We start from the raw sequence: 24673 nt of genomic DNA on the forward strand, positions 1-24673 counted from the left end.
TGTGGCAGGGGCGCGTTCGTGCTCCTGTCGCACCCTCATACTCTTTTGTTTATGCTCGCGTGAGCGTGGTTGCGGCCCTCAGTCTGACGGGCGCTGGCTGAGGCGTGAGACGTTGGGGCTGCATCTCCTTGCCTGGAAGCAGACGGCCAACCGCCATGCGTACCCCTTCGGACAGGCTGACCTGCGGCTGCCAGCCCAGAATGTGCCGGGCGCGCGTGTTATCCAGGATCACCGAGGATGCTTTCAGATAGGGACCGCCCAGGTAGATGGGTTCGATATCACTTTCTAGCGCTGCGGCCGCCATATGATAGAGCTTGTTGAGCGAATATCCATGTCCTGAGCTGAGATGCATTGTGATGTTTTCTGTGCGGGTGAAATTTTTTATCATAAGTAGATGAGCTCGAATGATGTCATCTATAAAGATGTGATCTCGCAGTTCGTTTCCTGTCCCATAGATAATGGAGCGCTGTCGTTGCATGAGCATCTGAATAAAGTAGCTCAGTGGATGGCGGGCGCGCGGACTGTTGCCTTCCCCATAGATATCGGCGTAGCGCACGATGGTATGGGTGAGACCATATTGCTGGCTATAGTAGCGCACATACCACTCGCCCGCGACTTTACTGATGTCGTGCGCGCTGCGTGGGTAGAGCTTGTGTTCTTCATTGAGCGGCAATTGATCGGAGTCGACCGGTTCATACATGCTGTTTCCGCTGGAAGCAAAGACAAAATGTGTGACCGAGGCACTGACACAGCTATCCAGAACATTGATTAATCCTCTCACGTGGACATCAGCGTCCGTCAGGGCGTGCTCAGCCGTTCCTGGTTCGTGCTGTTGAGCTGCATGGTGGCTCACAATATCTGGACGTTCACCCTGCAATAGCTGCCGCAATGCGCTATCGCGGACATCGATCTGATAGAAACGGGCGCGTGGATCGATGGTCTGTCGTGAACCTGTCGCGAGGCTGTCGATGACGAAAACGTCGTGCCCTGCGTCCAGATATGCTCTTGCTAGCTGGCTCCCTACGAAGCCCGCTCCACCGGTGATAGCTATTTTCATACGGGGCCTCTCCATATAGTATTGTTCTTGTTGTTTTTCTGTTAGATGTGATGCGCTTGAGAGGCTGCTGTGCGCATGGCGGTTTCTTTGTTCTCGTTTCCCATGAAGCTGGTGGATATGGCACAAACTGCTGAAGCGAGGACGCGCGAGACGCACAGCGATGAGAGGAATCTCTCACTATACCTCTCTTCTTTCAGTGTATGAGTGGATCCTATCGGTGTTTGCGCATCCGTCGTTTATCATCATAGAATTGTATGTTGATGTTTATTGCCTGTACATACAAGGGAAAAACCCGTAGCCGCTGATCGTGAACCTGCTATCAGCAGGTATGGAGCGTTACGGGTTGAAAGGATGTGGTGGATTGCTGCGATTAACTTCGCGCACGAAGGAGGTGAGCATGCATCAGGCTTCTGGTAATTCGCCTCCAAGGAGCGTATCCAGCGTTGAGCGCTTGACACGATATGCCTGGCGTTTTCCGCGATGGGGAAGCGTGATCGCTTCCAGGGCTCCACTTTTGATCCAGCGGCGTACTGTGGTATCATCGACCCGTAAACGGCGAGCTACCTCGCGCACGGTTAACAACTCCTCTTTTTTCTCCTCTGCCATCTTCTGCTCTCCTGCACCGGTCCGGTGCCTCTCCATAACGACATTACTCTGCGGCATAGAATCGTCTTTGTTCTCTATTATGATGAACAGACGTCACACTTTCATAGTGCAGGGGATGTAGCTATGCGGATCTGGCCCGGACCTATGGTTATACGTCTTTTGCGCCTGTTCGAGGATGAGCCATCTACCACACCACCTGCCAGTTGACTATACTATACATCTCGGCCTAAACATATTAAAATACAGCAAAGGCAGATGCCACGGCTATTTAAAAGTAACACTCAGCGGGGGCAAGGGGCGGCTAGCCCCTTGCGGGGGCGGGCGAGCATGCCGGGGGCATGATCAAGTCCCCGCTCACTCTTTCTCCCCTCATCGCCGCCGAAGGCGGCAAGAAAAGACTTTAAAATGGTCCTGGGCAAATGCCACCTGGTGTGAAAGGTCCATCTGATTTCCGCGTTTGACGCCGCAAATTGGAATGAGATAGATAGAGAATTGAGGAATTGAGAAAGAAGTGGCCACCGAGATGAAACGTAAAAAATTGGTCTTAATAGATGGGCATGCGATTATTCACCGTGCCTTCCACGCGGTGCCTGAGGATCTTTCGACCAGCGCCGGGGAACCGGTCAACGCGACCTTTGGTTTTACCTCGATGTTGATGAAGGCTCTGCTGGAGGAGCGGCCTGATTATATCGCCGTGACCTTTGATCGCTCGGCTCCGACCTTCCGCCACCTGGAATATACTCCCTATAAGGCCCATCGCCCAGCCCTGCCCGATAATATGAAGCCGCAGTTCGCGCGCATCCGGGAAGTGGTGGAATCGTTTGGCATCCAGATATACGAAAAAGATGGTTTTGAGGCGGATGATATCCTGGGCACGTTGTCGGTGCAGGCCAATAAGCTAGGTGTGGATACCATTATTTATACCGGTGACATGGATACCCTGCAACTGGTCAATGAGCATGTGCTGGTAAAGGTTGCCAAGCGCGGCATTACTGATGTCACCGAATACAATGAGCACGAGGTCCAGGTGCGCTACGGCTTTGAGCCGCTGAAGCTGCCCGACTTTAAGGGTCTGGTGGGCGATAAATCGGATAATATTCCGGGCGTGCCGGGTATCGGTGAGAAGACGGCCAGCCGCCTGATCGGTGAATATGGCGATTTGGAAGGAATTCTGGCGCACCTGGATGCTCTGAAGCCGAAAGAGCAGAAGCTTATCGGCGCCGCGACGGAACAGGCCCGGCAGAGTAAGTACCTGGCCACCATCGTGTTGGACGCGCCGGTGCAGCTGGAGCTGGCGGCGTGCCGCATGACCGACGTCGATGGCGAGAAGGTGATCACGCTTTTCCGCCAACTCGAGTTCCGCAGTCTGATCGAGCGGGCACTGTCGCTCTTTCAGCAGCTGGGTGTGACCGTTTCTGAGTCCCATATCCCTTCCACTTCAGCGACGGCCGCGTCCTCTTCCGCTGAACTGCCGGGCACCGACGGGGCAGAGCTGGCTCCAGGTGAAGATCCCCGGCTGGCGGCTCCTATGGGCGTCGTACCTATCTTGCTGCCGCCTTTACCACCGGGCGAAGAGACGGCGGTTGAGCCCGATGTACTGGTCCCCCTTAATGTTCAGTCTGGCTCCAGCGATGGTATTACGAACGCGGCCAGTGCCGTGGCGGTCGTCACCAGAGAAGAATCGCCCGCGCAGCTGAGCCTATTCGAGATGGAGGCGCCGCATGAAGAGGTGGTGCATAAGTTGCGCCTGCCGGGCATGCCGAGCTCCTCCAGCCCACTATTCGCCGATCGCGAAGGCGCCAAACGGACCAGCACGATGATCGTGAACAGCGAGGAGGGACTGCGGGTCCTGGTGAAAAGCCTGACCGATGCGGGCCGCTTCGCTATCGATACCGAGACCTCTTCCAATGAGCCGCGTCATGCCGACCTGGTGGGGATCTCTCTTTCAATGGCGCCGGGGGAGGCATACTATATCCCTGTGGGCCATGCCAGGACTCCGGATGGACAGGAGCCCGATACGCAGCTGCCGCTTGCCTATGTGCTTGAGAAGATGAAGCCTGTGCTGGAGAATGAGCATGTGCTGAAGTATATGCACAATGCCAAGTATGACCTGGCTATCTTCCTGCGCTACGGCATCGATGTCAGGGGTCTGGCCTTCGATTGTATGCTGGGCGCCTATCTGGCCGAGCCCGGTCGACGTGGCGTAGGGCTCAAGGATCAGGCCTTCCAGCGCCTGGGCGTCGTGATGACCCCGATCAGCGAGTTGATCGGTACGGCCAGCAAGATGATCAGCATGGCCCAGGTCCCTGTCCGCAAGGCCGCCGATTACGCCGGGGCCGACGCCGATATGACGTTGCGCCTGGTTGAGCCGATCCAGGAAGAGCTGCAGCAGCATGGACTGATGGATATGTATCAGCGCATCGAGCTTCCACTGATCAACGTCTTGATGCAGATGGAGCTGTATGGTGTGGCCCTCGATGAGCCTTTCCTGCGCGAGTTCGGGAAGACGCTGGAAGACCAGCTGGCTGAGATGGAGAAGGCCATCTATGAGCAGGTCGGCCATCGCTTCAACATCAACTCGACCAAACAGCTGGCGGATGTGCTTTTTGTTGAGCTACAGCTCCCCTCCGGCAAGAAGACCAAGACCGGCTATTCGGTCAGCGCCGATGTGATTGAGAACCTGCGCGGTAAGCACGCGGTCGTGGATTATCTGCTGGAGTATCGCCAGTTGAGCAAGCTCAAGTCAACCTATATTGATGGTCTGCTCACGCTGATGGAGCCCCATAGTGGACGCGTCCATACCTCGTTCAACCAGACGATCGCCTCCAGCGGTCGCCTGTCATCCAGCAATCCAAATCTGCAGAATATCCCTGTCCGCACCGAGCTTGGACGCCAGATCCGGCGCGCCTTTATCGCCGATCCTAGCTATGTTCTGTTGACTGCCGACTACTCGCAGTTTGAGCTGCGCATCCTGGCCCATATTACACATGAGCCACGCCTGGTTGAAGCCTTCAGCAATAAAGAAGATATCCATACCATTACCGCTTCGACCCTGTTCTCTGTGCCGGTTGAAAGCGTGACTAAAGATCAGCGCCGCCTGGCCAAAACGGTGGTCTATGCTGTGCTCTACGGGCAGTCCGCCTATGGCCTGGCTAACGTGACCGGCATGTCTACCCCTGAGGCGGCCGAGTTTATCAAGCACTACCACGAGATCTTCCCCAACGTGAAGGTGTATGTGGATAGCACGCTGCAGCAGGCCAGGACGCAGGGCTACGTGAATACCCTGTATGGACGTAAGCGTTTCTTTCCCGATATGCATGCCCTCTCGCACACGGAGCGCCAGGCGCTGGAGCGTGAGGCCATCAACATGCCGATCCAGGGTACCAACGCTGACCTGATCAAGATCGCCATGATCCGTCTGCATCACGCCCTCAAGGAGAAGAAGATGAAGACGCGCATGATCCTGCAGGTGCACGACGAACTGGTCTTTGAGGTCCCGGTTGAAGAGCTTGATCGCGCCCGCAAATTGATCCGCTCGATGATGGAGGGCGTCGCCACCCTTGACGTGCCGATCACCGTAGAGATGAAGATGGGTAAAAACTGGTACGAAGCCGAGCCCATGGATTAAGCAACGCGTGAAGAAAGAGACGCAAAATGCAGGGACGCCATTCATGGCGTCCCTGCATTTTGCGTCTCTTTCTTCACGCGTTTTCGCACCAACATACAAAGGAAACATGGTATAACATAGAGAGGAATAGAGAGGAGATTATTCGTGCGCTTATCAAACCTGATTAATAGTTTACCTCCATATCATTTTGCCAATGCCAAACAAAAAATTGCCGACCGTAAGGCGGCAGGCGTTGATGTGATCTCGCTATCGATGGGCGATCCGGATCTGCCGGCGCCTCCGGCCGTGGTTGAGCGGCTGTGCGCCGCTATGCAGGATGGCGAGAACCACCGCTATCCTGAGTATCGCGGCATGCGCGCCCTGCATGAAGCGATCGCCGAGTGGTTCGAGAACCGCTTCGGGGTCCAGTTGACCCCTGAGCAGGATATCCTGCCGTTGTTGGGATCCAAAGAGGGCCTGGCCTACGCGGCGACGGCGGTGCTCAATGCCGGCGATATCGCGCTGACACCCAATCCTTATTATCCTGTCTATATTTCAGGCGCGACTACGCTGGGTGCCGAGCCATACCTGCTGCCGCTGCGCGAGGAGCAGAACTTCCTGCCCGACCTGGATAGCATCCCCGAGTCTGTGCTGGCGCGTGCACGTGTGCTCTGGCTCAACTATCCTAACAATCCTACAGCGGCCTGCGCCGATCGTGCCTTTTTTGAGCATGTGGTCGAGTTCGCGCGGCGGCACGACATCGTAATTATCCATGATATGGCTTATGCCGAGGTCTATTTTGACGATTTTCGTCCAATGAGTATATTACAAGTACCGGGTGCGCGGGATGTGGCGGTCGAATTGCATTCATTAAGTAAGACCTATAATATGGCCGGCTTCCGTATCGGGATGCTGGTGGGCAATCCTGAACTGGTGGATGCGGTGGGGCGCCTCAAGAGCAACATTGATAGCGGTATCTTTCGACCAGTGCAGTACGCGGCCATCGAAGCGCTGCGCCTGCCATCGTCCTGGTTGGCCGAGCGCAACGTCATCTATCAGCGCAGGCGCGACCTCCTGGTTGAGGGCTGTAATGCGCTGGGCATGCGGGCGGAGAAGACGCGGGCTGGATTGTATGTCTGGGCCCATGTGCCCCAGGGTTATACCTCGCGTGATTTTACCAGCTGGCTCTTTGATCAGACCGGCGTCTTTATCACTCCCGGCACCAATTTTGGTTCAGCCGGAGAGGGGTATGTGCGCATCTCGATGACAGAGCGCGAGGAGCGCATCCAGGAGGCCCTGCGGCGCATGCAGGAAGTCCTGCGGAAAGCATAAAATAGAAAAAATGATCGGGTGGCACCTCATCGGGGGTGCCTCCTTTGTCGTATACCATAGACCGGTATGCCAGCGATTTAACAGCGTGTGCTGATGACAGTCAATGTGTGTGGTATGTATCTCGTCCTTCCATATATTTATTGTTAGAATCTGAGTGTTGTCAATGATAAGAGGATACTGATTATGATCTTGAAGCAAGATGCATCTCTATTTGATCATTCGCACGCCAATCCCTGGCACATTCAGGTCGGTTCAGAGATCTGTGACGATGTGCAATCCGGACTTGATCATGAGTGGCTGGTGACTAATGGCCTGGGTGGTTATGCTTCTGGTTCTCTTGTCGGGGCTACAACGCGTTGTTATCATGGTCTGCTCGTGGCTGCCCTGCAACCGCCCGTCAAGCGCACTGTACTGGTAGCGAAGTTTGACGAGGTCGTGACCCTGCATACTGGTGAAAGAATCGAGCTTGGCGTGAATGAGTATGCGCAGGGAACGATCGCTCCCGAGGGCTATCGAGCCTTACAGTCAGTTTCATTAGATGGGGATATTGTGTGTTTCTCTTACAAGTTGACTGAAACCCTGACTCTGGAAAAACGCATCTGGATGGAATATGGGGAGAATACAACCTATGTTCAGTATCTGCTGCATGGCTCCTTTGACGAGGAGGGAGAGAAGAGCGGCGACGAGGAGGAGCCTGCGGTTTTGAAGCTGGAGGTCGTACCGTTCTGTCTTTCGCGCGATTACCATAGCGTGACAACGGGTGCCGAGGATTGGCATTTCCTGGTTGAAGATCAGGGCCATCGCTGCCGCATTCGCGCCTATGCAGAGGCTCCCGCCTATCATATCATCGCCAATCCATCCGCTACTTTTACGCCCGGTGGTGTCTGGTACTGGCATATCTGGCATCGCCAGGATCAGAAACGGGGCCTGCCCGGCCAGGAAGATGTGTATATGCCGGGCACGTTTCGTTTGTCCCTGGTGCCCGGAATGCATACGACGATGGTGCTGATGGCTGAGACCGAGACCAGCTGCTCCTGGGGTTATGGCGGTCGGCGTCATGAGACGCTGGTGGGCCAGGCTTTGATGCGCCATCGCCGCCGCGTACAGCAACTTCTCGCGGTGGCGGATCATTCTGGCCATCAGTTGCCCGAGCAGGATCCCCTCTTCGCGCGCCTCGTCCTGGCGGCCGATCAGTTTATCGTGGCCCGTCCCGATTATACGCGCTCATCCAATGCACCTCAGGCGTTGCGCCTGTCGCCCGATCGCAAGACCATTATCGCTGGCTATCCCTGGTTCACCGACTGGGGACGCGATAGCATGATCTCTCTGCCGGGTCTGCTGCTGTGTACCGGACGTTACGGTGAGGCACGAGGCCTGCTCAAAGCGTTTACCTCCTTTATGCATAATGGCTTGATCCCTAATCGCTTCCCCGATGATGGCCAGGAGCCCGCATATAATACCGCCGATGCCACCCTGTGGATGTTCCGTGCGCTGGACCACTACTTCTCAACGACCGGAGATTGGTCTCTTATCAAGGAACTCTTCCCGAAGTTGTGTGAGGTTATTCAATGGCACGTCAATGGTACCGATTATGGTATTAAGATGGATGAGACCGATGGTTTGCTCCGGGCTGGCGCTCCCGATCTGCAACTGACCTGGATGGACGCCAAGGTTGGGGATTGGGTGGTGACGCCGCGCTCTGGCAAGCCGGTCGAGATTAACGCGCTGTGGTACTATGCGCTGACCACAATGGAGTCATGGGCTGTGCGGCTCTCGACGGATGCCGCCCAGTATGGGCATCTGCGTGCGCTGGTGCGCCAGCACTTCGCCAGGCGCTTCTGGTATGAGGAGGGTGGCTATCTCTATGATGTTGTTGATGTTGAGGGCGTGGCTGGTAGTAATGATCCTGCCCTGCGCCCAAATCAACTGCTGGCCGCCTCGCTGACTCGCGATCTATTATCGGAGCAGCAGGTGAGCAGGATGCTTCAGCAGGTTACTCAGCATTTGCTAACGCCGGTCGGGCTGCGCTCGTTGAGTCCGGATGATCCCGCTTACCAGGGTCATTTCGCCGGTGATCAGCGACAGCGTGATAGCGCGTATCATCAAGGGGCTGTCTGGCAATGGTTGCTGGGACCCTATGTCGACGTGCATCTGCAGGTGCATAACAATCCCGCCGCGCTTCGCCCGCTGTTACTGCCGTTCGCACAGCAACTCAGATCAACCTGCCTGGGAACTATCAGCGAACTGGCCGAGCCAGAGCCGCCATTTAGCGACGGGGGCTGTTTCGCGCAGGCGTGGAGCGTGGCTGAAATTTTGCGCTGCTGGCTGCTTGTGCGCGCTTCTGGTTCCTGATTTCATCTTGTTCTAATGAAACCATTTTAGACTAATGTGCGTTGCATTGATTGCCTGTTTTCTACTGGAGTCGTAGAACAGTAATCAATGCACTGCATTTTTTGATGCATATAGATGAGAGATGCCTCATGAGAATTCTGGTGGTTGAGGACGACCCACGACTGGGTCCCAGCTTGAAAAAAGGCCTGGAAGGCAATCACTACGCTGTTGACCTGATGGCCAATGGTGAGGACGCGCTGCTGGCCGCCCTGGCTACGGCGTACGACCTGGTCGTACTGGATATCCTGTTGCCCGGCCTCAATGGCTTCGAGGTCTGTCGCCGTCTGCGCGAGAAGAAGCGCACCATGCCCATTCTCCTGTTGACAGCTCTGGGGGAGGTAGATCATCGCGTCAAAGGCCTGGATCTGGGGGCCGATGACTACCTGGTTAAGCCCTTCGCCTTTAGCGAACTGGAAGCCCGTGTGCGTGCGCTGCTCAGACGTAAGGGCCCCACTAAAACTCCGGTATTGCGCTTCATGGACATCACTCTTGACACCCGTACCCACGAGGTCTATCGGGGTGACCGCTTGATTATATTAGGGAGTAAGGAGTATGCTTTACTTGAATTCTTTATGCGTCACCCGCATCAGGTTTTAAGCCGTACCATGATAGCTGAACACGTATGGGATAGCGACACCGAGCACCTGTCAAACGTTATTGATGTGTACATACGGTATCTACGCCGGAAGTTGTGTGAGCAGAATGAGCCAGACGTCATCGTTACAGTCCGTGGCGCGGGTTATCAGCTAAAGGAACCACCGGTATGATCAGGCAATTGCGACATCTATCACCACCTGGCTTGCGTATGCAATTGACACTCTGGTATACGATTGTCTCTGTGCTCCTCATGCTTGTCTTCTGCCTGGCGTTCTACTCTACCCTCCAACAGATCCTTTTCAACAGCTTTGACTCTACCCTTCAACAGCGTGCTCAACATGTAGCCGAGGGGGTGGGTGTAGATAATGGCAAGCTTTACGTAGATGATATGACCCAGGAGATCCCAGAACTGGATGCTCCGGCTGCTTTGATCGATCCATATAACTCTTCTGATGACGCCGACAGCAACTCATCCGGACCTCCTTACTACACCCAGTCCTCTCGTCATGATCTTGTTCTGGTGCGTGTTTTAGACCGACGGGGTCATGAGATCTATTCCTCGGGCTCCTCCGGTGATCTGATACTTCCGGAGGATAGCGTGTCGCAGCCATTGGCGGGAAAACCCTGGCGCGCAACAATGAACGACGTTAATGATCAATCGATCCGTATCTACAGTACGATGCTGGTCGATGGAGATACCATCATCGGCGTGGTCCAGGTCGGCCAATCGCTGGAGACCCTGAACCGTTCACTGGACCGCATTGTGCTGGTGCTCTTTCTGCTCATGCTCCTCTCGCTGGCCATGTGTTCGCTGGGTAGCTACTGGCTCTCAGGCCGGGCGTTCCGCTCGATCCAGCGCCTGGCAAGAACGGCCCGTGAAATCAACGTCAACGATTTAAATCAGCGCGTGCTGGTGCCCGCTGCTAAAGATGAGGTGCGTGATCTATCTATTATTTTCAATCAAATGATCGCGCGTCTGGAACGTGCCTTTGTCCAGCAGCGCCGCCTGGTAGCCGACGCCTCGCATGAATTGCGTACCCCGGTCGCGGTGATACGTAATATGACCGAAGTGGCCCTTTCACAACTCACCAGCGCTGAAGAGTACAAACATGTATTGGCCGAGGTCAATGAAGAGTCTGAACATCTTGGGCATTTAATCAATGACATGTTGATCCTGGCCCGGGCCGATGAAGGACAGATCCACCTGGACTGCGAGCCTGTGCGCCTGGATCTGCTGGCACGCGACGTGGTCGACAGTCTTGAAATGCTGGCCCAGGAGCGCCAGATGATGCTGTACACCAGGACCTTAATGCCCGCTACCGTCCTGGGCGATGCGGCTCGCCTGATACAGGTTATCATGAGCCTGGTCGATAACGCCCTCAATTACAGCAATCCAGGCGGTGAAATCTCCATATCCGTAGAAGTGCACGATTCCCACGCCTACCTACATGTAGCAGACACCGGCATCGGCATCGAAGCCAGAGACATCGAGCACATCTTCGAACGCTTCTACCGCGCCGATCCCGCCCGCTCCAAATCCGTTAGCGGCACCGGCCTGGGCCTCTCTATCGTAGAATGGGTTGTCCACGCCCACAAAGGCGCCATCGAGGTCAGGAGCATTCCCGGTCGTGGTTCCACCTTCACCATCATCCTCCCCTGCGTATGTGTGTAAGCATAGAGTGGCAAAGTGCGATAACCATTCGGGTGCTACTGCACCCGAATGGTTATCGCACTGATATTCCCTTCACCGCCTGCGGTGTTGGCGGCCTCTACCAGCAGGGCGACCAGCTGTTGGGGGTCTTCCACCATTTCGATAATCTTACGGATACGCTCATCGGAGAGCATATGCCAGAGCCCATCGGTACAGAGCAAGATAACATCATCGGGCTCGACCTTGCATTGAAGTGTGTCGATATTTATGGTGTAGTTCTGGCCGAGATAGCGATAGTGCTGGTTACGCTTGGGGCTCCTGGCTACCTCATCTGGAGCCAGCAGGTTAGCGTCTACCAGGCTGGCGGCGATCGTATGGTCCCTGGTGAGGCAGCGTAGGCCCTTCTGGGGAGTGTAGTGGTAGGTCCGGCTATCGCCCACGCTGGCAACGTAGAGGGTCCGCTTGTACATGAGTGCCAGGGTTAGCGTACTGGCCATGGTGGCGTCGTAGTCTGCGTTGCAATGGTAGATGACCTGGTTGGCCTGCCTGGCCGCGTCTCGTATCCATTGTTCCAGAATCGCTTCGCTCGGTGGCGTTGATCGATGAGGTGTGTGGTTCCCTGCTTGAGCGCCAGTGACCGGTGTATGATAGCTATATTGCGCGGAATAGGTGGTTGGTGTACTCAAGAGAGGCAGGAGAATGTCGGCCAGTGTCTCGGTCGCCAGGCGACTGGCCTCATGCCCCTTTGCCTGTGCCCCCCTGGTTCCACGTAGCCCATCGGCGACGGCGAAAAGACCGAAAGGGCGGGGCGGGGGTGGTAGATTGATGCACAGACCCTGGACAATGAGCAGCGTATCTTCGTTGCTCGGCGCCTGGCGCCCAATATCGCTCAGGTAGCCAACCTGGCAGACCTCGTGCACCAGCGGCGACGTATCGCTCAAGCTATGACCGCAGTGGCGGCAAAACCGTGAGGTATGTCGATTCTCACGCCCACACTGGCCGCAGGGATTTTCAGGGATGATCATGCGCACAATCACGTTATCGTCATTGTTTGTGAGCATGGTCGATGCCATGTTATCCATGGCGATGGTGGGTTCAGACCAGATGCCGGGCTGTGCCAGTACAGCATTGAGCGCGTCGGCGAACGCTTGCCCGCTGGGGTAGCGTTCTCCAGGATCGGTGGAGATCGCCTTCAGGATGATTGTATCCGCTTCCGGCGGCAACATGGGGTTCAAGCTGCTGGGACCAGGTAGCGAGGGCGCGTGGTTTTTGATGACGGCCTGAAATGGGAGCAGCCCGGTAAACATCTGGTAGGTTACCACGCCCATGGCGTAAATATCGCTGGCCGGTTCGGCTTTGCCCTGCTCCTGTTCGGGTGCTGTATAGTGTTCGGTTCCCAGCGCCCATCCGCGCTGTGTCAGCGGCTTCTCCTGCTGCATCGCCCGGGCGATGCCGAAGTCCGCCACCATTAGCCTCTGATCGTCCTGGTGGATGAGGAGATTCGATGGCTTGATATCACGATGGATGATTTGCTGAGGATGTTGATGAATGGCGTCGAGCGCCGACGCCAGCTCATTGACGTAGCGGCGTGCCAGGTCTATGGGAAGTGGATTTTCAGATTTCAGGAGCGCCTTCAGCGTGCCACCGGTGATCAGATCCATCGCGATATAGAGCAGGGGACCATCCTGACCAAAGTTCAGCACCGACACGATATTGGGATGATGGATCTGGTGCGCGTAGCGCGCTTCGCGCCGAAAACGCTCAATGGCCGTATCAACATCCAGTATATTGGGGGAGAGCGTCAATACTTTCAGAGCAATCTGGAGACTTTCAAAGGTATCGCTGGCTCGATAGACCGCACCCATCCCACCAAGACCAATCAGCGTCTCAATGCGGTAGCGTCCCGCGACCAGCGCTTCTGGCAGGAGACACTTACAGTATGGATTACTACATTGCGTTGTTCCTGGTGCGTAAACAGCCTGGCAGCGGGGATTTGGACAAGACGGCATACTTTTTTCTCTCGGTAATTGCTATCAAGTAACAGCGGATTCAGGTGCTCGTGCGCTCTTTTCAGTTTAGTTGAATGGCCGGGCTCTGTCAATACAAGCGTGCTATTGACAAGGCTATTTAAAAGTAGCCTGCAGCGGGGATGCAAGCGAGCATGCCGGGGGCATGATCCAGCGGCTAGCCCCTAAAGCTGGGGCAAGCCCAAGCACCTACGGGGGGTTGGGGGCTGTGCCCCCAGCGCCTCTCCCCTCCTCCGCCGCCCGAAGGGCGGCAAAAAATAAAGTTGCTGATAGCTAGCAACAGCGCTATAATCTGAATGGTCGTGGAAGATTTCATGCCCCAGATAGACACTGATTGACGCACTCAAAGGATAAAAAGATATCATGCTACAAACGTTACCGTTGGTTCTCTTTATAGTCATGGCTGAGGTTGCAATTGGCGCGGTAAGCGTCCTGGTTTTTCTTGATTGGCGTAACGAGGTCAAGCGTGGTTTCCTGGTCTCGTATGCTCTTATTTATCTCGTGCTGGCTGGTTTAACCTACTGGCTCCAGCAGAGCTTTGCGACGCCAGCATTGCTTAATACCTACCCTCAACTCGACAAGGCCTGGACAGGCTACCAGTCGCTTCCATTGTTGCTTTTCTTCCTGCTACTCATTCCTTATAGTTTTTTTCTCTTGCTAGATAAAACCGCTGGCGTACAGGATAAGGCAACGACTACTAAAGATGGGGAAGCATTGCCGGAGGCGCCACGGAAAAAGAGCGCGGTCCGAGCTCTGCGCCTTGCCAGCGGTGTCGCGACCGTTATTGCCGGACTTATCACCCTTTTTGTCACGGCGATGATCTTTCGCCCCCTGGCCGCCGGGAGTATTGGTGGCTTCTTTACCGTTGCTGGCTTCTTCGCGGCCGCCTTCGCTCTGGGTGGCGTGTTGACAGCTATGTGGCTTGGGCACTGGTACCTGGTGACCCCTGCGCTCTCTGAGCGGCCCTTACAGTTTTCGACTACCCTGGTCCTGGTGGCGGTGGCGGCACAGGTCATCTTCTTCGCCATCGGCGGACCGAGCTCGACCTATGCGAACAAGGCACACACTGGCGCCCCCGCGATAACCGCGCCGGCAACGCCGGTCCCGTCCAGTCAGGTTAAGCCGGCCAACGCGCCGGTCGTAGCCCCTTTGAGCCCGGATGCGATCAGTTGGATTCGCGTCCTGGTTGGCTACATTATGCCCCTCGTCCTGGGTGGACTGGCCTGGAAGCTCATTCGCGACCGCTCCTTCCAATCCGCTACTGGCATGCTCTATCTCGTCGTCGTCTGTTCCCTCGCCGGCGAAATCATGGCCCGCGGCCTCTTCGTTGGCGGCCTCTAAAACGACAAAAAAAGAACGCAGGTGCGGCGCACCTGCGTTCTTTTTTTGTCGTTGTAACCTCAATAATTATTACTTTGCTTTTTCGCGTTCCTGGAGTTCGCGGCGCAAGATCTTGCCGGACGCGGTTTTGGGGATGGCGTCGATGAACTCGACGAGACGCAGCCGTTTATAGCCGGCCAGCTTGCCATTGGCGAAGTTCAAGACGTCTTCTTCCGTGAGGGTCGCGCCTGGTTTTTTGACCACGATGCCTTTGATCAGCTCTCCGGCTTCGTCATCGGGGACGCCGATGACCGCTGTATCCAGGATGGAGGGATGTTCGAGCAGCAGCGCTTCGATCTCAGCTGGTGCGACGCCGAAGCCGTGGTACTTGATCATCTCTTTTTTGCGGTCCACGATATAGGTATAGCCGTCTTCATCCACGTAGGCGATATCTCCGGTATGCAGCCAGCCGTTTCTCAGGGCCTGCTCCGTCGCTTCAGGCGCCTTCCAGTAGCCTTGCATGACCTGCGGGCCTTTAATGATGAGTTCTCCCTGCTCACCCTGCGGCAGTTCGCGTGTCCCGGTCTCTACATCTACGATTTTGCACTCGGTATTATGTGTGGGTAGACCGACGCTACCCAGTCGTATCAGCGATGTGTCGCGTGGCTGTGAATGGGTCAGCGGAGATGCTTCCGTCAGGCCGTAGCCCTGTACGACGCGTCCGGGAATCTTCTCCTGTAGCCTGCGGGCCGGATCTGTGGGCATGGGGGCGGCGCCCGAGAAGATACATTTGACGCTCTTCATTTTGCCCAGGTCTATCGGGGCGTTGGCCAGTCCCAGAATGATGGGTGGAACGGCGAAATAGTAGGTCACCTGGTACTTCTCACACAGCTCCAATGATTCGAGCAGGTCGAAACGTTCCATCATGATCTGTGTGCCACCGCAGGCCAGGAAGCTGCCGGTGAGCATGACGCCATAAATATGATAGAAGGGGAGGAAGAGCAGTGCCGCGTCCGTCAGGTTGATGCCCTGAGCGTTTGTAAATTGCAGATTATTGCTCACCAGGTTGCGGTGGGTCAGCATGGTCCCTTTGGGTAGACCCGTGGTGCCGGATGAGTAGGGGAGGGCCAGCAGGTCGTCACCGTCGATATCAACATGCGGTGGAGCTTTGGGCGATGATTGGCGCAGAAGCTGACCGAAGGCGATGGCGTTGGGCAGCGTTTCCGGCGGCCGTGCCCCGGTCACAATAATATGCTTTAGATTAGGAAATTCTTTCTGGTTCAGGGCCAGGGTTAACGTCGGCACCAGTTCCTTCTGTATCAGGATCGCCTTCGCTTCGGAGTTCTCCAGCTGATAGCTGATCTCGCGTTCTTTATAAGAAGGATTCATCGGGCTTACGACCACGCCAATTGAAGCGGCCGCTATAAAGGTGACGATATATTCTGGCCGATTGGTGGTAAACAGACAGACATGGTCGCCTTTTCGCAGCCCTAGTTCGTACAAACCATTAGCGATACTATTTACCATGGAGACGGTTTCACGATAGGTAAAGCTCAGGTTGTGATATACGATGGCCAGGCGATCAGGATTGCTCTCGGCGGCTTTGCGCAGGAGATGATCATAAGGGATGTCTGGGATATCCAGTGGGGGACGGAAAAGTTCGGGTGCAAACAATTTATTTGCCATACCGGGCGTCCTTTCTGTATAAACTCGACTATGAGCAGCAGAAAAAATCTACAGGACTGTTGGTTTGCTTGCGTAGAGCGATTGGCTTGCATATGCCAGTTTGCTTGTATATTGTAGCATACCTTCGTTTCTCGGGAAGGTCAAGCTTTGGCCGGGATAGAGGGTAAGATCTGGAGGAGAGCGCTGTGAGTGGATTGCAGTGGTTCGATAGGCGTTTTTTACCACCATTGCTGACACCGGTTCAGCTTACTATTTATGATCTACGCGGTGCTTCGCGTGATGAATATGTTACCGCGACGGTGGCGGCTGGCATTGTTAATCGTTCTCTGGCCAGGATCTATTTGATTACCAGCGACGATGATGCGTTCTGGCTTGAGCATACCTTTACCTCTGTTCCTCAGGTACGCGGCCCGGAACAGGGTTCACCCGCGCTGGTAGATCTGCTGAGGACGTATCGCTCGGCTTTTACCGGATTGTTGATCTACGATCCAGCATTGCCGGATACTATTAACGTTGCTACGACGATGGCTGGTCTGCAGGATGCCCTCGTCGTGTCTCCCGATCTGGCTGAACGGCTAGAGGTGGTCTGTGACCTGCCCGTGTTGAACGATTTACGCACCTATGGCTGGCGCACACGTCTGCAGGCCTATCAATGGGCGCGGCAACATCTGCAGCCCCGCTGCTCCCGGCATGTGCTGGCGGGTTTGGATCCAGGAGCCTTCTGTGGTCTGCGCTCGTTCCTGGTTGCCAGCCAGGCCTTTGTCTACTGGTTGGACTCACGTCGCTATCTGCCTGAGGCTGGCAAGGACAACGTTTCTGAACGTGGTCTGTTGCGTCATCTGCTGGCCTTTTATGCCCCCGGCGCTGTACATATGGGATGGGTGATCCACGAGCAGAGCGCCGTGGCGATGACCTCGGCGGTGGGCATCGCGGTGGTAGCATCGGACTATGCGCTGAACCTGGAAGTATGGATGGCGCTTCCGGTGGCGCGAATGCCCATCCCCCCGGCTCCTACCCGGCATGTCGAGCGCCGTGAAAAGATCTACCTGTCCTTTACTATGAGCGATGGTGATAATCTGCAATATTGTCAGCATCGTCTGCGCGCTCTCTGGCAGGATCCCGCCCGGGGCACTATTCCGCTGGGATGGACGTTCCCGCCCCTACTCACGCATGCCGCGCCAGCCTTAGCTGCCTACTACACGGGTAGCGCGACTGCACTGGATGAACTGGTGGCCGGTCCCAGCGGCCTTGGCTATATCTATCCCTCTCGCTGGCCACGCCATCTACTCAGTCCATTCCTGCAGCAGACCGGCTCCCTGATGCAGTCTCTGGATATGAGCATACTCGATGTGCTGGATGTGGACGCCGTATACCGCACCGGATTGCCGCTGGTGGCGGCCTTTAGTCTACAGGGTATGCAGCTGAGAGATCACCGGGTGCAGCATCAATTCGCGCGCGAGCTGGCCCCCTACGGGGTCAGGAATATCTTTAGCGGCGCGGGCTTTACGGGCAAGGCCGCCCGCTGGCAACAGGTCGGCGACCTGACTATCTATCATCACCTTGGCTTTACCGATAGCGTTGAGCGCACCGTCAGGTTGATCCGGCTCGCGTCTACGCTGTTCCGGCGCCGCCCTCTCTTCCTGAGCATTTACCTGATTGCCTGGACGATGACCCCCTCTATGGTCGGGGAAGTGATGGCGCAACTGGGAGAAGAATATGAAGTGGTGTTGCCTGGCACCCTCTTCTCTCTGCTAAGAACGTAGCAAAGTACCCTTTTATGAGGGTTTTTAATAATGGTGCTGTCGGACTATAGCGCTAGCAGGAATGGCAAAATGCAACAAAAAAAGAGACATCGAGTCGGGGGAATAGCGCCGCCACTCGATGCCTCTGAAGCGGCCCGCTTTATTTTCGGGTGGTCGGTTTTTTTATGTTTATGTCGAGCCTGGCCATCCCGGCCTCTTCTTCATCGTCTTCGAGCTCGACTTCATCTTCATAATACTCATCCTCAAGGTTCTGGTCGATCCAATGAGCTACGCGTGTATCGCGTTTGTATGGACGACGAACCTCGCCCTCTGCGCCACGACGGAACGTGTCGCGTCTATTTATCGAGTTCTTATCACGTAGTTTTCCTCTCATGCTTTCACCTCCTCTCTTGCGAGGTAGGAATTTACCTGTGCTAATGCATCTATAAATGCTGGATTACACACCTGGAACCTCTCCTGGGTAGCTAAAGTAATACTGCTTTTCCATTGATGTAATACTACAATGCGATAGGGCATAGCTATCGTGTGTACCATACTGCTTTCTCTATCAATGAGGTATGTATGTTGACAACATGAGGAATGGTGTTGCATTGTGAGGAACGCTGAGGACAAGAGTAAGTGCTCGGGTCGATCGAAGTCACAACAGCTTTGCGCATATGTTATGCATTCTTGTGTGTGGTTGGAAGAGTTCTCGCAATTCGCTCACAATTTTCTGCGATTGTCTGTCTATTGTGCATAGAACTCACCTCCTAAAAGAATATACGATCTCATATCCACTATATACCGACTATGAAACGTCTACTAACTGCTAATGAGTGTACTTGGCAGGGACATAATTGTCAAGCGATTTTCACTCACATTTTGGATCCTCATGCTGATTAGCCGGATCTGGCTATAGCGGCGGTATTTCCAGGGACTTCTGTCTTATTCGTGTATGGACGTGCGGCCCATAAAAAAAAGCGGGGCCCTGCCATTGGGCAGAGTTCCGCTGAAATATGCTGAAGGTGTTGGCAGGCTAGTGTTGATAGTTGCCCGCCTGGGTCAGAAAAATTTTGAGAAGGCCGCGTGCGATAACAAAGAAGAGACCTAATTCCACGATAATCATGGTGATCCACACCCAGACCAGCTGCGCTTCTTTGACGTTAGTGGTGCCGATGGCGTGGATAGAATTATAAAGAAGTGGAATTAAAATCACCAGGGGGATAATTAACAAGGCCGCGCAGCAGGCAATGACGACTACCGGCAGCAAGACGCGCCACAATCCTGAGTCGCGTAAGTTTTCAGTCTTCGCTGTACCATAGGCCTGTCGGTGTTCGCTGCCCGCTCTCTCCGGTGAGGCCGCACTTGCTTGCGCTGACATGTGTTGAGATGCTGTATTCTTCGCTGGCTCCTTCGTGGAGCTTAGGGTCTGGTCATCCATATGGTATCTCCTGAAGAACATGTATTAGAACTACGTCCCTCAGTATACCATATGGTGAACCACGGCTCATAACAATTGCTGGCCATTTTTGCATGGCGTGAAGCTGTTTAGAGATATTTATCGATCTGTTGGAAGAGTTGTTTGCGTACGACCACGACGATGGCCGGTATCACGATTGCGCCCACAACCCATTTAGCGACTAATTTCTTCATAACTATTCTCCTTTACCTGTGCTTGGTACTCAAGAGCCAATTTTGTGTTGATGCATGGGCTGCGAATTCGCGCAGCCCATGCATCAACACAAAAAAACAGTGCGGCCGCGTAGCGGCTACGCGTGTGGGATCACCCACCCCTAATCCCTTTTCGTTGTCATTGGACGGGTGGCTGTCTGATCCATGTAGGCGTTGGGCGGTACCTCGCGTCCTGCTTGCTCGGCAATCGGACGCGCCGATGGCCGTTCATGATTGCCTTCCGCTGCCCCGGGCAGGTGTTTGAGCAATGGCTCAATGATGTCCATAGGGAGTGGGAAGATGATGGTTGAGTTTTTCTCAACGGCGATCTCCGTCAACGTCTGTAGATAGCGCAACTGGAGCGCGCTAGGCTGTGAACCGATGACGCTGGCCGCCTGGGCCAGTTGGGTGGATGCCTGCAGCTCACCTTCGGCGTGAATGATCTTGGCGCGTTTCTCGCGCTCCGCCTCCGCCTGTTTGGCCATCGCACGCTGCATGGTCGGTGGCAATTCGATATCTTTCACCTCTACCGCCGTGACCTTGACGCCCCAGCGCTCTGTATACTCATCGATGATGGTCTGCAGATTCTGGTTGATGCGATCTCGGTGGGCCAGCAGCTCATCAAGGTCAGATTGACCCAGCACGTTACGCAAGGTTGTCTGCCCGATCTGCATGGTGGCATCTATAAAGTTTACCACTTTGGTTACCGCGTCCTCGGGATTGACCACGTAGAAGTAGACCACGGCTGTCACGCGGATGGTGACGTTGTCACGTGTGATGATCTCCTGCGGTGGAACCTGCATCGTCACTATACGCAGGTCCACTTTCATCATGCGGGTAATCATCGGTGGCACCCAGAAGACGCCCGGCCCCTTTGCTCCACGGAGTCCGCCTAAAATGAAGATGACGCCGCGTTCATACGACTGTACGACGCGTAAGCCTGGCAGTACGAAAAAGAATAGGATCAATGCCAGGATAATGAGTATTATGATAAGCGTCATAATGTATCTCCTTCGGTTTTCGTGAGAATGGAAATTCTCGCTCTACAATGAGAGACGCTAAATAGTGGGCATCATAAAAGCTGCTGGCGACGAAAATATTCCCTTTAAAGCGCTTGACAATCTGAGGCACTAATGCTATATTTATCTCCGTTAGCAAATAGGGCGCTTAGCTCAGTGGGAGAGCGCTTCGTTCACACCGAAGAGGCCACTGGTTCGAACCCAGTAGCGCCCACCCTATTCTCCCAAAAAGCATATTTCCACATCTCAGTACTTTATACGATCACGCCCCCATTGTAGTTGTCGTTTAGTTCCATCAATTCTATGTGTCCCAACTCATTGAGAGACTTTTATTACATGCATATGCCAAAAGATTTTACTATTCAACGTCAACAATTAGTAGACCTGTTACAACAAAATGGTATCAGTGATGAGCGTGTTCTGCAGGCTATCGCCGCGGTGCCGCGCGAAATGTTTATCGATTCATCGTTCCAGCCCATGGCCTATGCCAATCAGGCGTTGCCACTGGTATTGGGCCAGACGATTTCACAGCCACTGATGGTGGCGATCATGACGCAGGCGCTACAACTGAGCGGACGCGAGAAGGTGCTGGAGATCGGTACCGGCTCGGGCTACCAGACCTTCATCCTGGCCCGTCTCTGCCAGCATGTCTACAGCGTTGAGCGTTATCCCCAGCTCTCCGACCAGGCGGATGCGCGCCTGGATCAGCTCGGTTGTGCCAATGTCTCCCTCCTGATTGGCGATGGCTCTATCGGCTGGGTCGACCATGCCCCCTATGACCGTATCCTGGTGACGGCCGCCGCTCCGCATGTTCCTGCACAACTGCTAGAGCAGCTGGATATGGATGGCTTCCTGGTAGTGCCGGTCGGCGACCAGGCCCAGCAGGAGTTGCAGGTAATTCAGCGTACGCATTCGGGTATGCAAATCCATTCACTCGGTCGCTGCGTCTTTGTTCCTCTCATCGGCGAAGATGCCTGGCGCTAACCCCGCATCTTTTTTCAATGTGTTTTTTATGTTTTGCCGCACTGCGTGGCGCTCTTGCGCCACGCAGTGCGGCAAAACATAAAAAACAGTGCGGCCGCGTATGCGGACGCCCGAATGGGGGCGAGCAAGCGACCGGTAAGAGGAATGCCTATGGTTTCAGTGTGCTCCTCTCAGATCTATTTTGGCTGTACAATTGCGTGATGATGAATTGTTGCTTTATAATAAGAGTAATAGAAGGTGTTCTCAGGAAGCCAATTGCTGCTGTGGAGGGATTTGCATGCCAGGTTTTTTAGCCAGTATCCACGTTACTAATGTTTTAGGATTAGTAATATTCCTGGTGCTTTGGATTGTCCTCGGTGAGTTAACCCATGTACTGGTGTTGTTGGGACGGCATGAGCCGCTGGTCGGCTGGGCTGTCGGCCCCTGTGGACTTACCCTGATGGTTTTACGTGAACCCTCTCTCCTTTCCCTCTGGCTTGATGTGTTGGTACCAGCTGTCGTGTCTGGTAGTGTGCTCTCGATAGGCCTCTTTACGTCTCTGAGCCCGATTGCCTTGCCTCATCATTATCTTCTCAAGTTTATCATTCTTGCCTGCGGGGTGGTGTTAACCAGCCTGGCTGATCTGGTGAGCGTGCTGCGCGATTTACGTTATCCGCTCTGGGGTGAGGCACGCATTCTGCGCACAATGCAGTTTCTCCGCTCCAACTGGTCGAAGATCCACTTCACCTCGTTTGGGCATTCCTACTTGCGCACTCATTTCGGCTCGAATCCCTCTGAACTTTTGCAGATGCTCTCGCTATAACGTCGTATTGCCTGTGGAGGTTGTCCCGGGCTGTTCGTTGGACGGTGGAACCATCGGCAGGGTGACGTGGAAGGTGCTGCCGGTCCCCTGATTGTTTTCCAGCCAGATCTGACCGCCATGGCGGTCGATAATCGCTTTGGCTACATACAGCCCCAGCCCGATACCCGCGTAGTGCTGGCTGGAGGTATTGTGAATGCGATAGAAGCGCTCAAAGATATGTTCAAAGTGCTCGGGATTGACGCCGATGCCCTGGTCTGTGATGCTGATGTGATATTGCGACGGCTGCCTGTACAGGCGTACGATGACCTGTCCGCCGTGGGGCGAATACTTGACCGCGTTATCCAGAATATTGCCGATGACCTGTTCGATGCGCGCGCGGTCTGCGACCACCCTGGCCTCGCGATCCGTTGTTTCTAGGATCAGGCTGTGTTGTTCCGCGCTGGCCTGTACCGAACGTACGAGCTCTCCCAGGACGGCTGGCAGGTCAAAGGTCTCATAGTGTAGATGGATCTGTCCCCATTGGACCTGTGAGAGGTCCAGCAGGTCGTTGACCAGGCGTTCCAGATGTTCGGTCTGGCTCTGAATGATGCTCAGACTGCGCAGGTCCTGACTTTCAGGGCTGTCGATGACGGCCCCTTCGGTACTGCTGCGCAGCTTGCGCAGGCGCCGTTCCACCCGGCGTACCAGGTGCTGGGTATAACCTTTAATGGCGGTCAGCGGGGTGCGCAGTTCGTGTGAGACCACTGAGACGAAGTCATCCTTTAACTTTTCTACCTGCTTGCTGGAGGTGACATCGTTGACGACCGCGACGACGCCAACCGGTCGCGTGGCGAACTCGCTGGCATCATGCAGTGGCGCGGCGCTGATATTGAGCGTCAGTGGCACGCGATCGTCTTCCTGTCCGGCTACTAGTTCTTGATTTTTGACGGTATGGCCGCTGAGCGCCTGGTGAATAATGTCGGCCAGCCGTGGCAGCCAGGGGACGCTGCTGGTCTCGGCCAGCTGGCGCAAGGGGACGCCTGGCGTAAACTCTGTCTGGGCCTGGGCCAACAATTGCTCCGCCGAGGTATTGAGCGAGGTGATCGCGCCCTTGGCATCCGTAATGAGCAGGCCTTCGGCCATGCTGCCAATAATCAGTTCCAGGCGCATGCGCTCCAGTTCTGCTTCGCGCCAGAGGGCGTTCTCGCGCTCGCGTAAGCGTACGTTGTCCAACGCGACCGCCGCGTAATCGGCGATCATGGTGGTGAGCTGCAATAGATCGGCATCAAAGGTGCCCGGTTTCTCGTCGAAGAGGCTGAGCATGCCGATGATGCGGTTCTCCACGGTAAGGGGTATATTGAGACCCGAGCCTATGGTGGTGCTGGATATCTCGCCCTGTTTGCGGCGTTGCGCCAGTTCGTCGGGGGCATCAAAGTAGGCGGAGCGCGCCAGTTGCTCGGGGGTAATGGCTGGAAAGTTCAGCGCATTGGCGGCACTGGCAATGCGCTGAATCATCGCTTCTAAAAAGGACCCGTTCAGCGGATAACATGGAATGATGAAGAGGTCTATCGGGTTACCAGTTAGAAGAATACAACAGGCTGAGAAGCTGTAGAGATCTTGTAGGGCGGCCAGCAGAGCACGATGAACTTGAAAGCGGTCGAAGGCGGCAACAAATTGTTTGCCAATCGTATTGAGATATTCCATCTCTTGTTTAAGCGCACTCAAGCGATCGGCGCTCTGCATGTTTGGAGAGCGATATGGGATATCTGCGGCTTGTAAGTCAGATTGTACACTGCTCTCCATGCGGCCCCCTTACTGCAATTGTCTTAATTGATGTGTTACTTCGTCATGAAGGGGTGGAACGATAAGATCACCGGTAAGTTCACGCAATCCTGCGAAGCACTCATCTAATAAGGCATTGAGTCCCTCTATGAGTTCGTATGCAGTAATGCCACCAAGTTGTTCATGAAAAACTGATGGGATAATATCGGTATAAGGACGATGAACTAAACAACACAGAAATGGATAATTGTCCTGGATGCGCCTGGCGGCACCCTGTACGAGAACACGAGTGGTTGCTCTCCCTAAGTAGGGGGCGACTCGCTCATCAATCAACCCAATGACTTTCAGGTACGCCTCTGTAACTTGCTCACGGGAGACGGAAGAGGAGTTGTCATGTATGGGTAACACTGGTTCCTCCCT

18 protein-coding genes and 1 tRNA gene are annotated in these 24673 nt (G+C 54.8%); 10 read left to right on the forward strand and 9 right to left on the reverse strand.

Going from position 1 to position 24673, the window contains the following annotated elements:
- Positions 1 to 49 precede the first annotated feature (49 nt).
- Together KTT_RS18175 and KTT_RS18180 are read right to left on the reverse strand one after the other, a co-directional pair.
- A complete protein-coding gene (locus tag KTT_RS18175; RefSeq protein WP_160145958.1) occupies positions 50 to 1057 on the reverse strand; it encodes an NAD-dependent epimerase/dehydratase family protein in 1008 nt (335 codons plus the stop codon).
- 402 nt (positions 1058 to 1459) lie between these two features.
- Complete coding sequence (locus KTT_RS18180; RefSeq protein WP_126597345.1) at positions 1460 to 1663, reverse strand: helix-turn-helix domain-containing protein; 204 nt, start codon at positions 1661 to 1663, stop codon at positions 1460 to 1462.
- Between the two features lie 523 nt (positions 1664 to 2186).
- On the opposite strand from KTT_RS18180, the gene polA reads away from it, so the two are divergent.
- The 5 genes from polA to KTT_RS18205 all read left to right on the forward strand — a co-directional run bounded on the left by polA (position 2187) and on the right by KTT_RS18205 (position 11262).
- Positions 2187 to 5291 carry a DNA polymerase I gene (gene polA / locus KTT_RS18185; RefSeq protein ID WP_126597346.1) on the forward strand — a complete coding sequence of 1035 codons (3105 nt, stop codon included), beginning with the start codon at positions 2187 to 2189 and terminating at the stop codon, positions 5289 to 5291.
- A gap of 144 nt (positions 5292 to 5435) precedes the next feature.
- Complete coding sequence (locus KTT_RS18190) at positions 5436 to 6602, forward strand: LL-diaminopimelate aminotransferase (RefSeq protein WP_126597347.1); 1167 nt, start codon at positions 5436 to 5438, stop codon at positions 6600 to 6602.
- Positions 6603 to 6785: 183 nt separating this feature from the next.
- Entirely contained in the window at positions 6786 to 8954 is a 2169-nt protein-coding gene (locus tag KTT_RS18195) for an amylo-alpha-1,6-glucosidase (protein ID WP_126597348.1), read from the forward strand.
- 128 nt (positions 8955 to 9082) lie between these two features.
- Positions 9083 to 9760: a response regulator transcription factor gene (locus KTT_RS18200; protein WP_126597349.1), complete on the forward strand. Its 678-nt coding sequence runs from the start codon at positions 9083 to 9085 to the stop codon at positions 9758 to 9760.
- Positions 9757 to 11262: a sensor histidine kinase gene (locus KTT_RS18205; RefSeq protein WP_126597350.1), complete on the forward strand. Its 1506-nt coding sequence runs from the start codon at positions 9757 to 9759 to the stop codon at positions 11260 to 11262. Before KTT_RS18200 ends, KTT_RS18205 begins: the two co-directional genes overlap by 4 nt.
- Positions 11263 to 11297: 35 nt before the next feature.
- Here the strand turns inward: KTT_RS18205 and KTT_RS18210 are convergent, their stop codons facing one another.
- Positions 11298 to 13250 (reverse strand): protein kinase domain-containing protein, encoded by a 1953-nt coding sequence (locus tag KTT_RS18210; RefSeq protein ID WP_126597351.1) that lies wholly within the window; start codon positions 13248 to 13250, stop codon positions 11298 to 11300.
- A gap of 381 nt (positions 13251 to 13631) precedes the next feature.
- Here KTT_RS18210 and KTT_RS18215 point away from each other — a divergent pair, with 381 nt between their 5' ends.
- Positions 13632 to 14609, forward strand: a complete 978-nt coding sequence (locus tag KTT_RS18215; RefSeq protein ID WP_126597352.1) for a hypothetical protein — start codon at positions 13632 to 13634, stop codon at positions 14607 to 14609.
- 69 nt (positions 14610 to 14678) lie between these two features.
- On the opposite strand, the gene KTT_RS18220 is transcribed toward KTT_RS18215, so the two are convergent.
- The gene (locus tag KTT_RS18220; RefSeq protein ID WP_126597353.1) at positions 14679 to 16274 is read right to left on the reverse strand and encodes a class I adenylate-forming enzyme family protein; all 1596 of its coding nucleotides are present in this window, start codon (positions 16272 to 16274) and stop codon (positions 14679 to 14681) included.
- Between the two features lie 185 nt (positions 16275 to 16459).
- On the opposite strand from KTT_RS18220, the gene KTT_RS18225 reads away from it, so the two are divergent.
- Positions 16460 to 18037 carry a GxGYxYP domain-containing protein gene (locus KTT_RS18225; protein ID WP_126597354.1) on the forward strand — a complete coding sequence of 526 codons (1578 nt, stop codon included), beginning with the start codon at positions 16460 to 16462 and terminating at the stop codon, positions 18035 to 18037.
- Between the two features lie 139 nt (positions 18038 to 18176).
- Here KTT_RS18225 and KTT_RS18230 read toward each other — a convergent pair whose 3' ends face one another.
- The 3 genes from KTT_RS18230 to KTT_RS18240 form a co-directional block, all read right to left on the reverse strand.
- On the reverse strand, positions 18177 to 18410 hold the full coding sequence (locus tag KTT_RS18230) for a hypothetical protein (RefSeq protein WP_126597355.1): 234 nt from the start codon (positions 18408 to 18410) through the stop codon (positions 18177 to 18179).
- 642 nt (positions 18411 to 19052) lie between these two features.
- Complete coding sequence (locus KTT_RS18235) at positions 19053 to 19457, reverse strand: hypothetical protein (RefSeq protein WP_126597356.1); 405 nt, start codon at positions 19455 to 19457, stop codon at positions 19053 to 19055.
- Positions 19458 to 19809: 352 nt separating this feature from the next.
- Positions 19810 to 20688 (reverse strand): slipin family protein, encoded by an 879-nt coding sequence (locus tag KTT_RS18240; protein WP_126597357.1) that lies wholly within the window; start codon positions 20686 to 20688, stop codon positions 19810 to 19812.
- Positions 20689 to 20848: 160 nt separating this feature from the next.
- Here KTT_RS18240 and KTT_RS18245 point away from each other — a divergent pair.
- The 3 genes from KTT_RS18245 (at position 20849) to KTT_RS18255 (ending at position 22492) form a co-directional block, all read left to right on the forward strand.
- A tRNA-Val gene (locus tag KTT_RS18245) sits at positions 20849 to 20920 on the forward strand.
- Between the two features lie 122 nt (positions 20921 to 21042).
- Positions 21043 to 21690 (forward strand): protein-L-isoaspartate(D-aspartate) O-methyltransferase, encoded by a 648-nt coding sequence (locus KTT_RS18250; RefSeq protein WP_218030916.1) that lies wholly within the window; start codon positions 21043 to 21045, stop codon positions 21688 to 21690.
- A 277-nt stretch (positions 21691 to 21967) separates the two neighbouring features.
- Positions 21968 to 22492 (forward strand): hypothetical protein, encoded by a 525-nt coding sequence (locus tag KTT_RS18255; RefSeq protein WP_126597358.1) that lies wholly within the window; start codon positions 21968 to 21970, stop codon positions 22490 to 22492.
- On the opposite strand, the gene KTT_RS18260 is transcribed toward KTT_RS18255, so the two are convergent.
- Both KTT_RS18260 and KTT_RS18265 read right to left on the reverse strand, forming a co-directional pair.
- Positions 22487 to 24274: an ATP-binding protein gene (locus KTT_RS18260; RefSeq protein WP_126597359.1), complete on the reverse strand. Its 1788-nt coding sequence runs from the start codon at positions 24272 to 24274 to the stop codon at positions 22487 to 22489. The two genes, KTT_RS18255 and KTT_RS18260, sit on opposite strands and share 6 nt — an antisense overlap.
- Before the next feature lie 9 nt (positions 24275 to 24283).
- Positions 24284 to 24661 (reverse strand): hypothetical protein, encoded by a 378-nt coding sequence (locus KTT_RS18265; protein WP_126597360.1) that lies wholly within the window; start codon positions 24659 to 24661, stop codon positions 24284 to 24286.
- Positions 24662 to 24673 lie beyond the last annotated feature (12 nt).

The organism is Dictyobacter aurantiacus (genome assembly GCF_003967515.1).
Lineage (GTDB): Bacteria > Chloroflexota > Ktedonobacteria > Ktedonobacterales > Ktedonobacteraceae > Dictyobacter > Dictyobacter aurantiacus.

Coding starts and splice junctions, on each gene's coding strand:
- KTT_RS18175 (WP_160145958.1), bottom strand. CDS start 1,057: ATGAAAATAGCTATCACCGGTGGAGCGGGCTTCGTAGGGAGCCAGCTA.
- KTT_RS18180 (WP_126597345.1), bottom strand. CDS start 1,663: ATGGCAGAGGAGAAAAAAGAGGAGTTGTTAACCGTGCGCGAGGTAGCT.
- polA (WP_126597346.1), top strand. CDS start 2,187: ATGAAACGTAAAAAATTGGTCTTAATAGATGGGCATGCGATTATTCAC.
- KTT_RS18210 (WP_126597351.1), bottom strand. CDS start 13,250: ATGCCGTCTTGTCCAAATCCCCGCTGCCAGGCTGTTTACGCACCAGGA.
- KTT_RS18205 (WP_126597350.1), top strand. CDS start 9,757: ATGATCAGGCAATTGCGACATCTATCACCACCTGGCTTGCGTATGCAA.
- KTT_RS18195 (WP_126597348.1), top strand. CDS start 6,786: ATGATCTTGAAGCAAGATGCATCTCTATTTGATCATTCGCACGCCAAT.
- KTT_RS18230 (WP_126597355.1), bottom strand. CDS start 18,410: ATGAGAGGAAAACTACGTGATAAGAACTCGATAAATAGACGCGACACG.
- KTT_RS18200 (WP_126597349.1), top strand. CDS start 9,083: ATGAGAATTCTGGTGGTTGAGGACGACCCACGACTGGGTCCCAGCTTG.
- KTT_RS18220 (WP_126597353.1), bottom strand. CDS start 16,274: ATGGCAAATAAATTGTTTGCACCCGAACTTTTCCGTCCCCCACTGGAT.
- KTT_RS18250 (WP_218030916.1), top strand. CDS start 21,043: ATGCATATGCCAAAAGATTTTACTATTCAACGTCAACAATTAGTAGAC.
- KTT_RS18240 (WP_126597357.1), bottom strand. CDS start 20,688: ATGACGCTTATCATAATACTCATTATCCTGGCATTGATCCTATTCTTT.
- KTT_RS18260 (WP_126597359.1), bottom strand. CDS start 24,274: ATGGAGAGCAGTGTACAATCTGACTTACAAGCCGCAGATATCCCATAT.
- KTT_RS18215 (WP_126597352.1), top strand. CDS start 13,632: ATGCTACAAACGTTACCGTTGGTTCTCTTTATAGTCATGGCTGAGGTT.
- KTT_RS18255 (WP_126597358.1), top strand. CDS start 21,968: ATGCCAGGTTTTTTAGCCAGTATCCACGTTACTAATGTTTTAGGATTA.
- KTT_RS18235 (WP_126597356.1), bottom strand. CDS start 19,457: ATGGATGACCAGACCCTAAGCTCCACGAAGGAGCCAGCGAAGAATACA.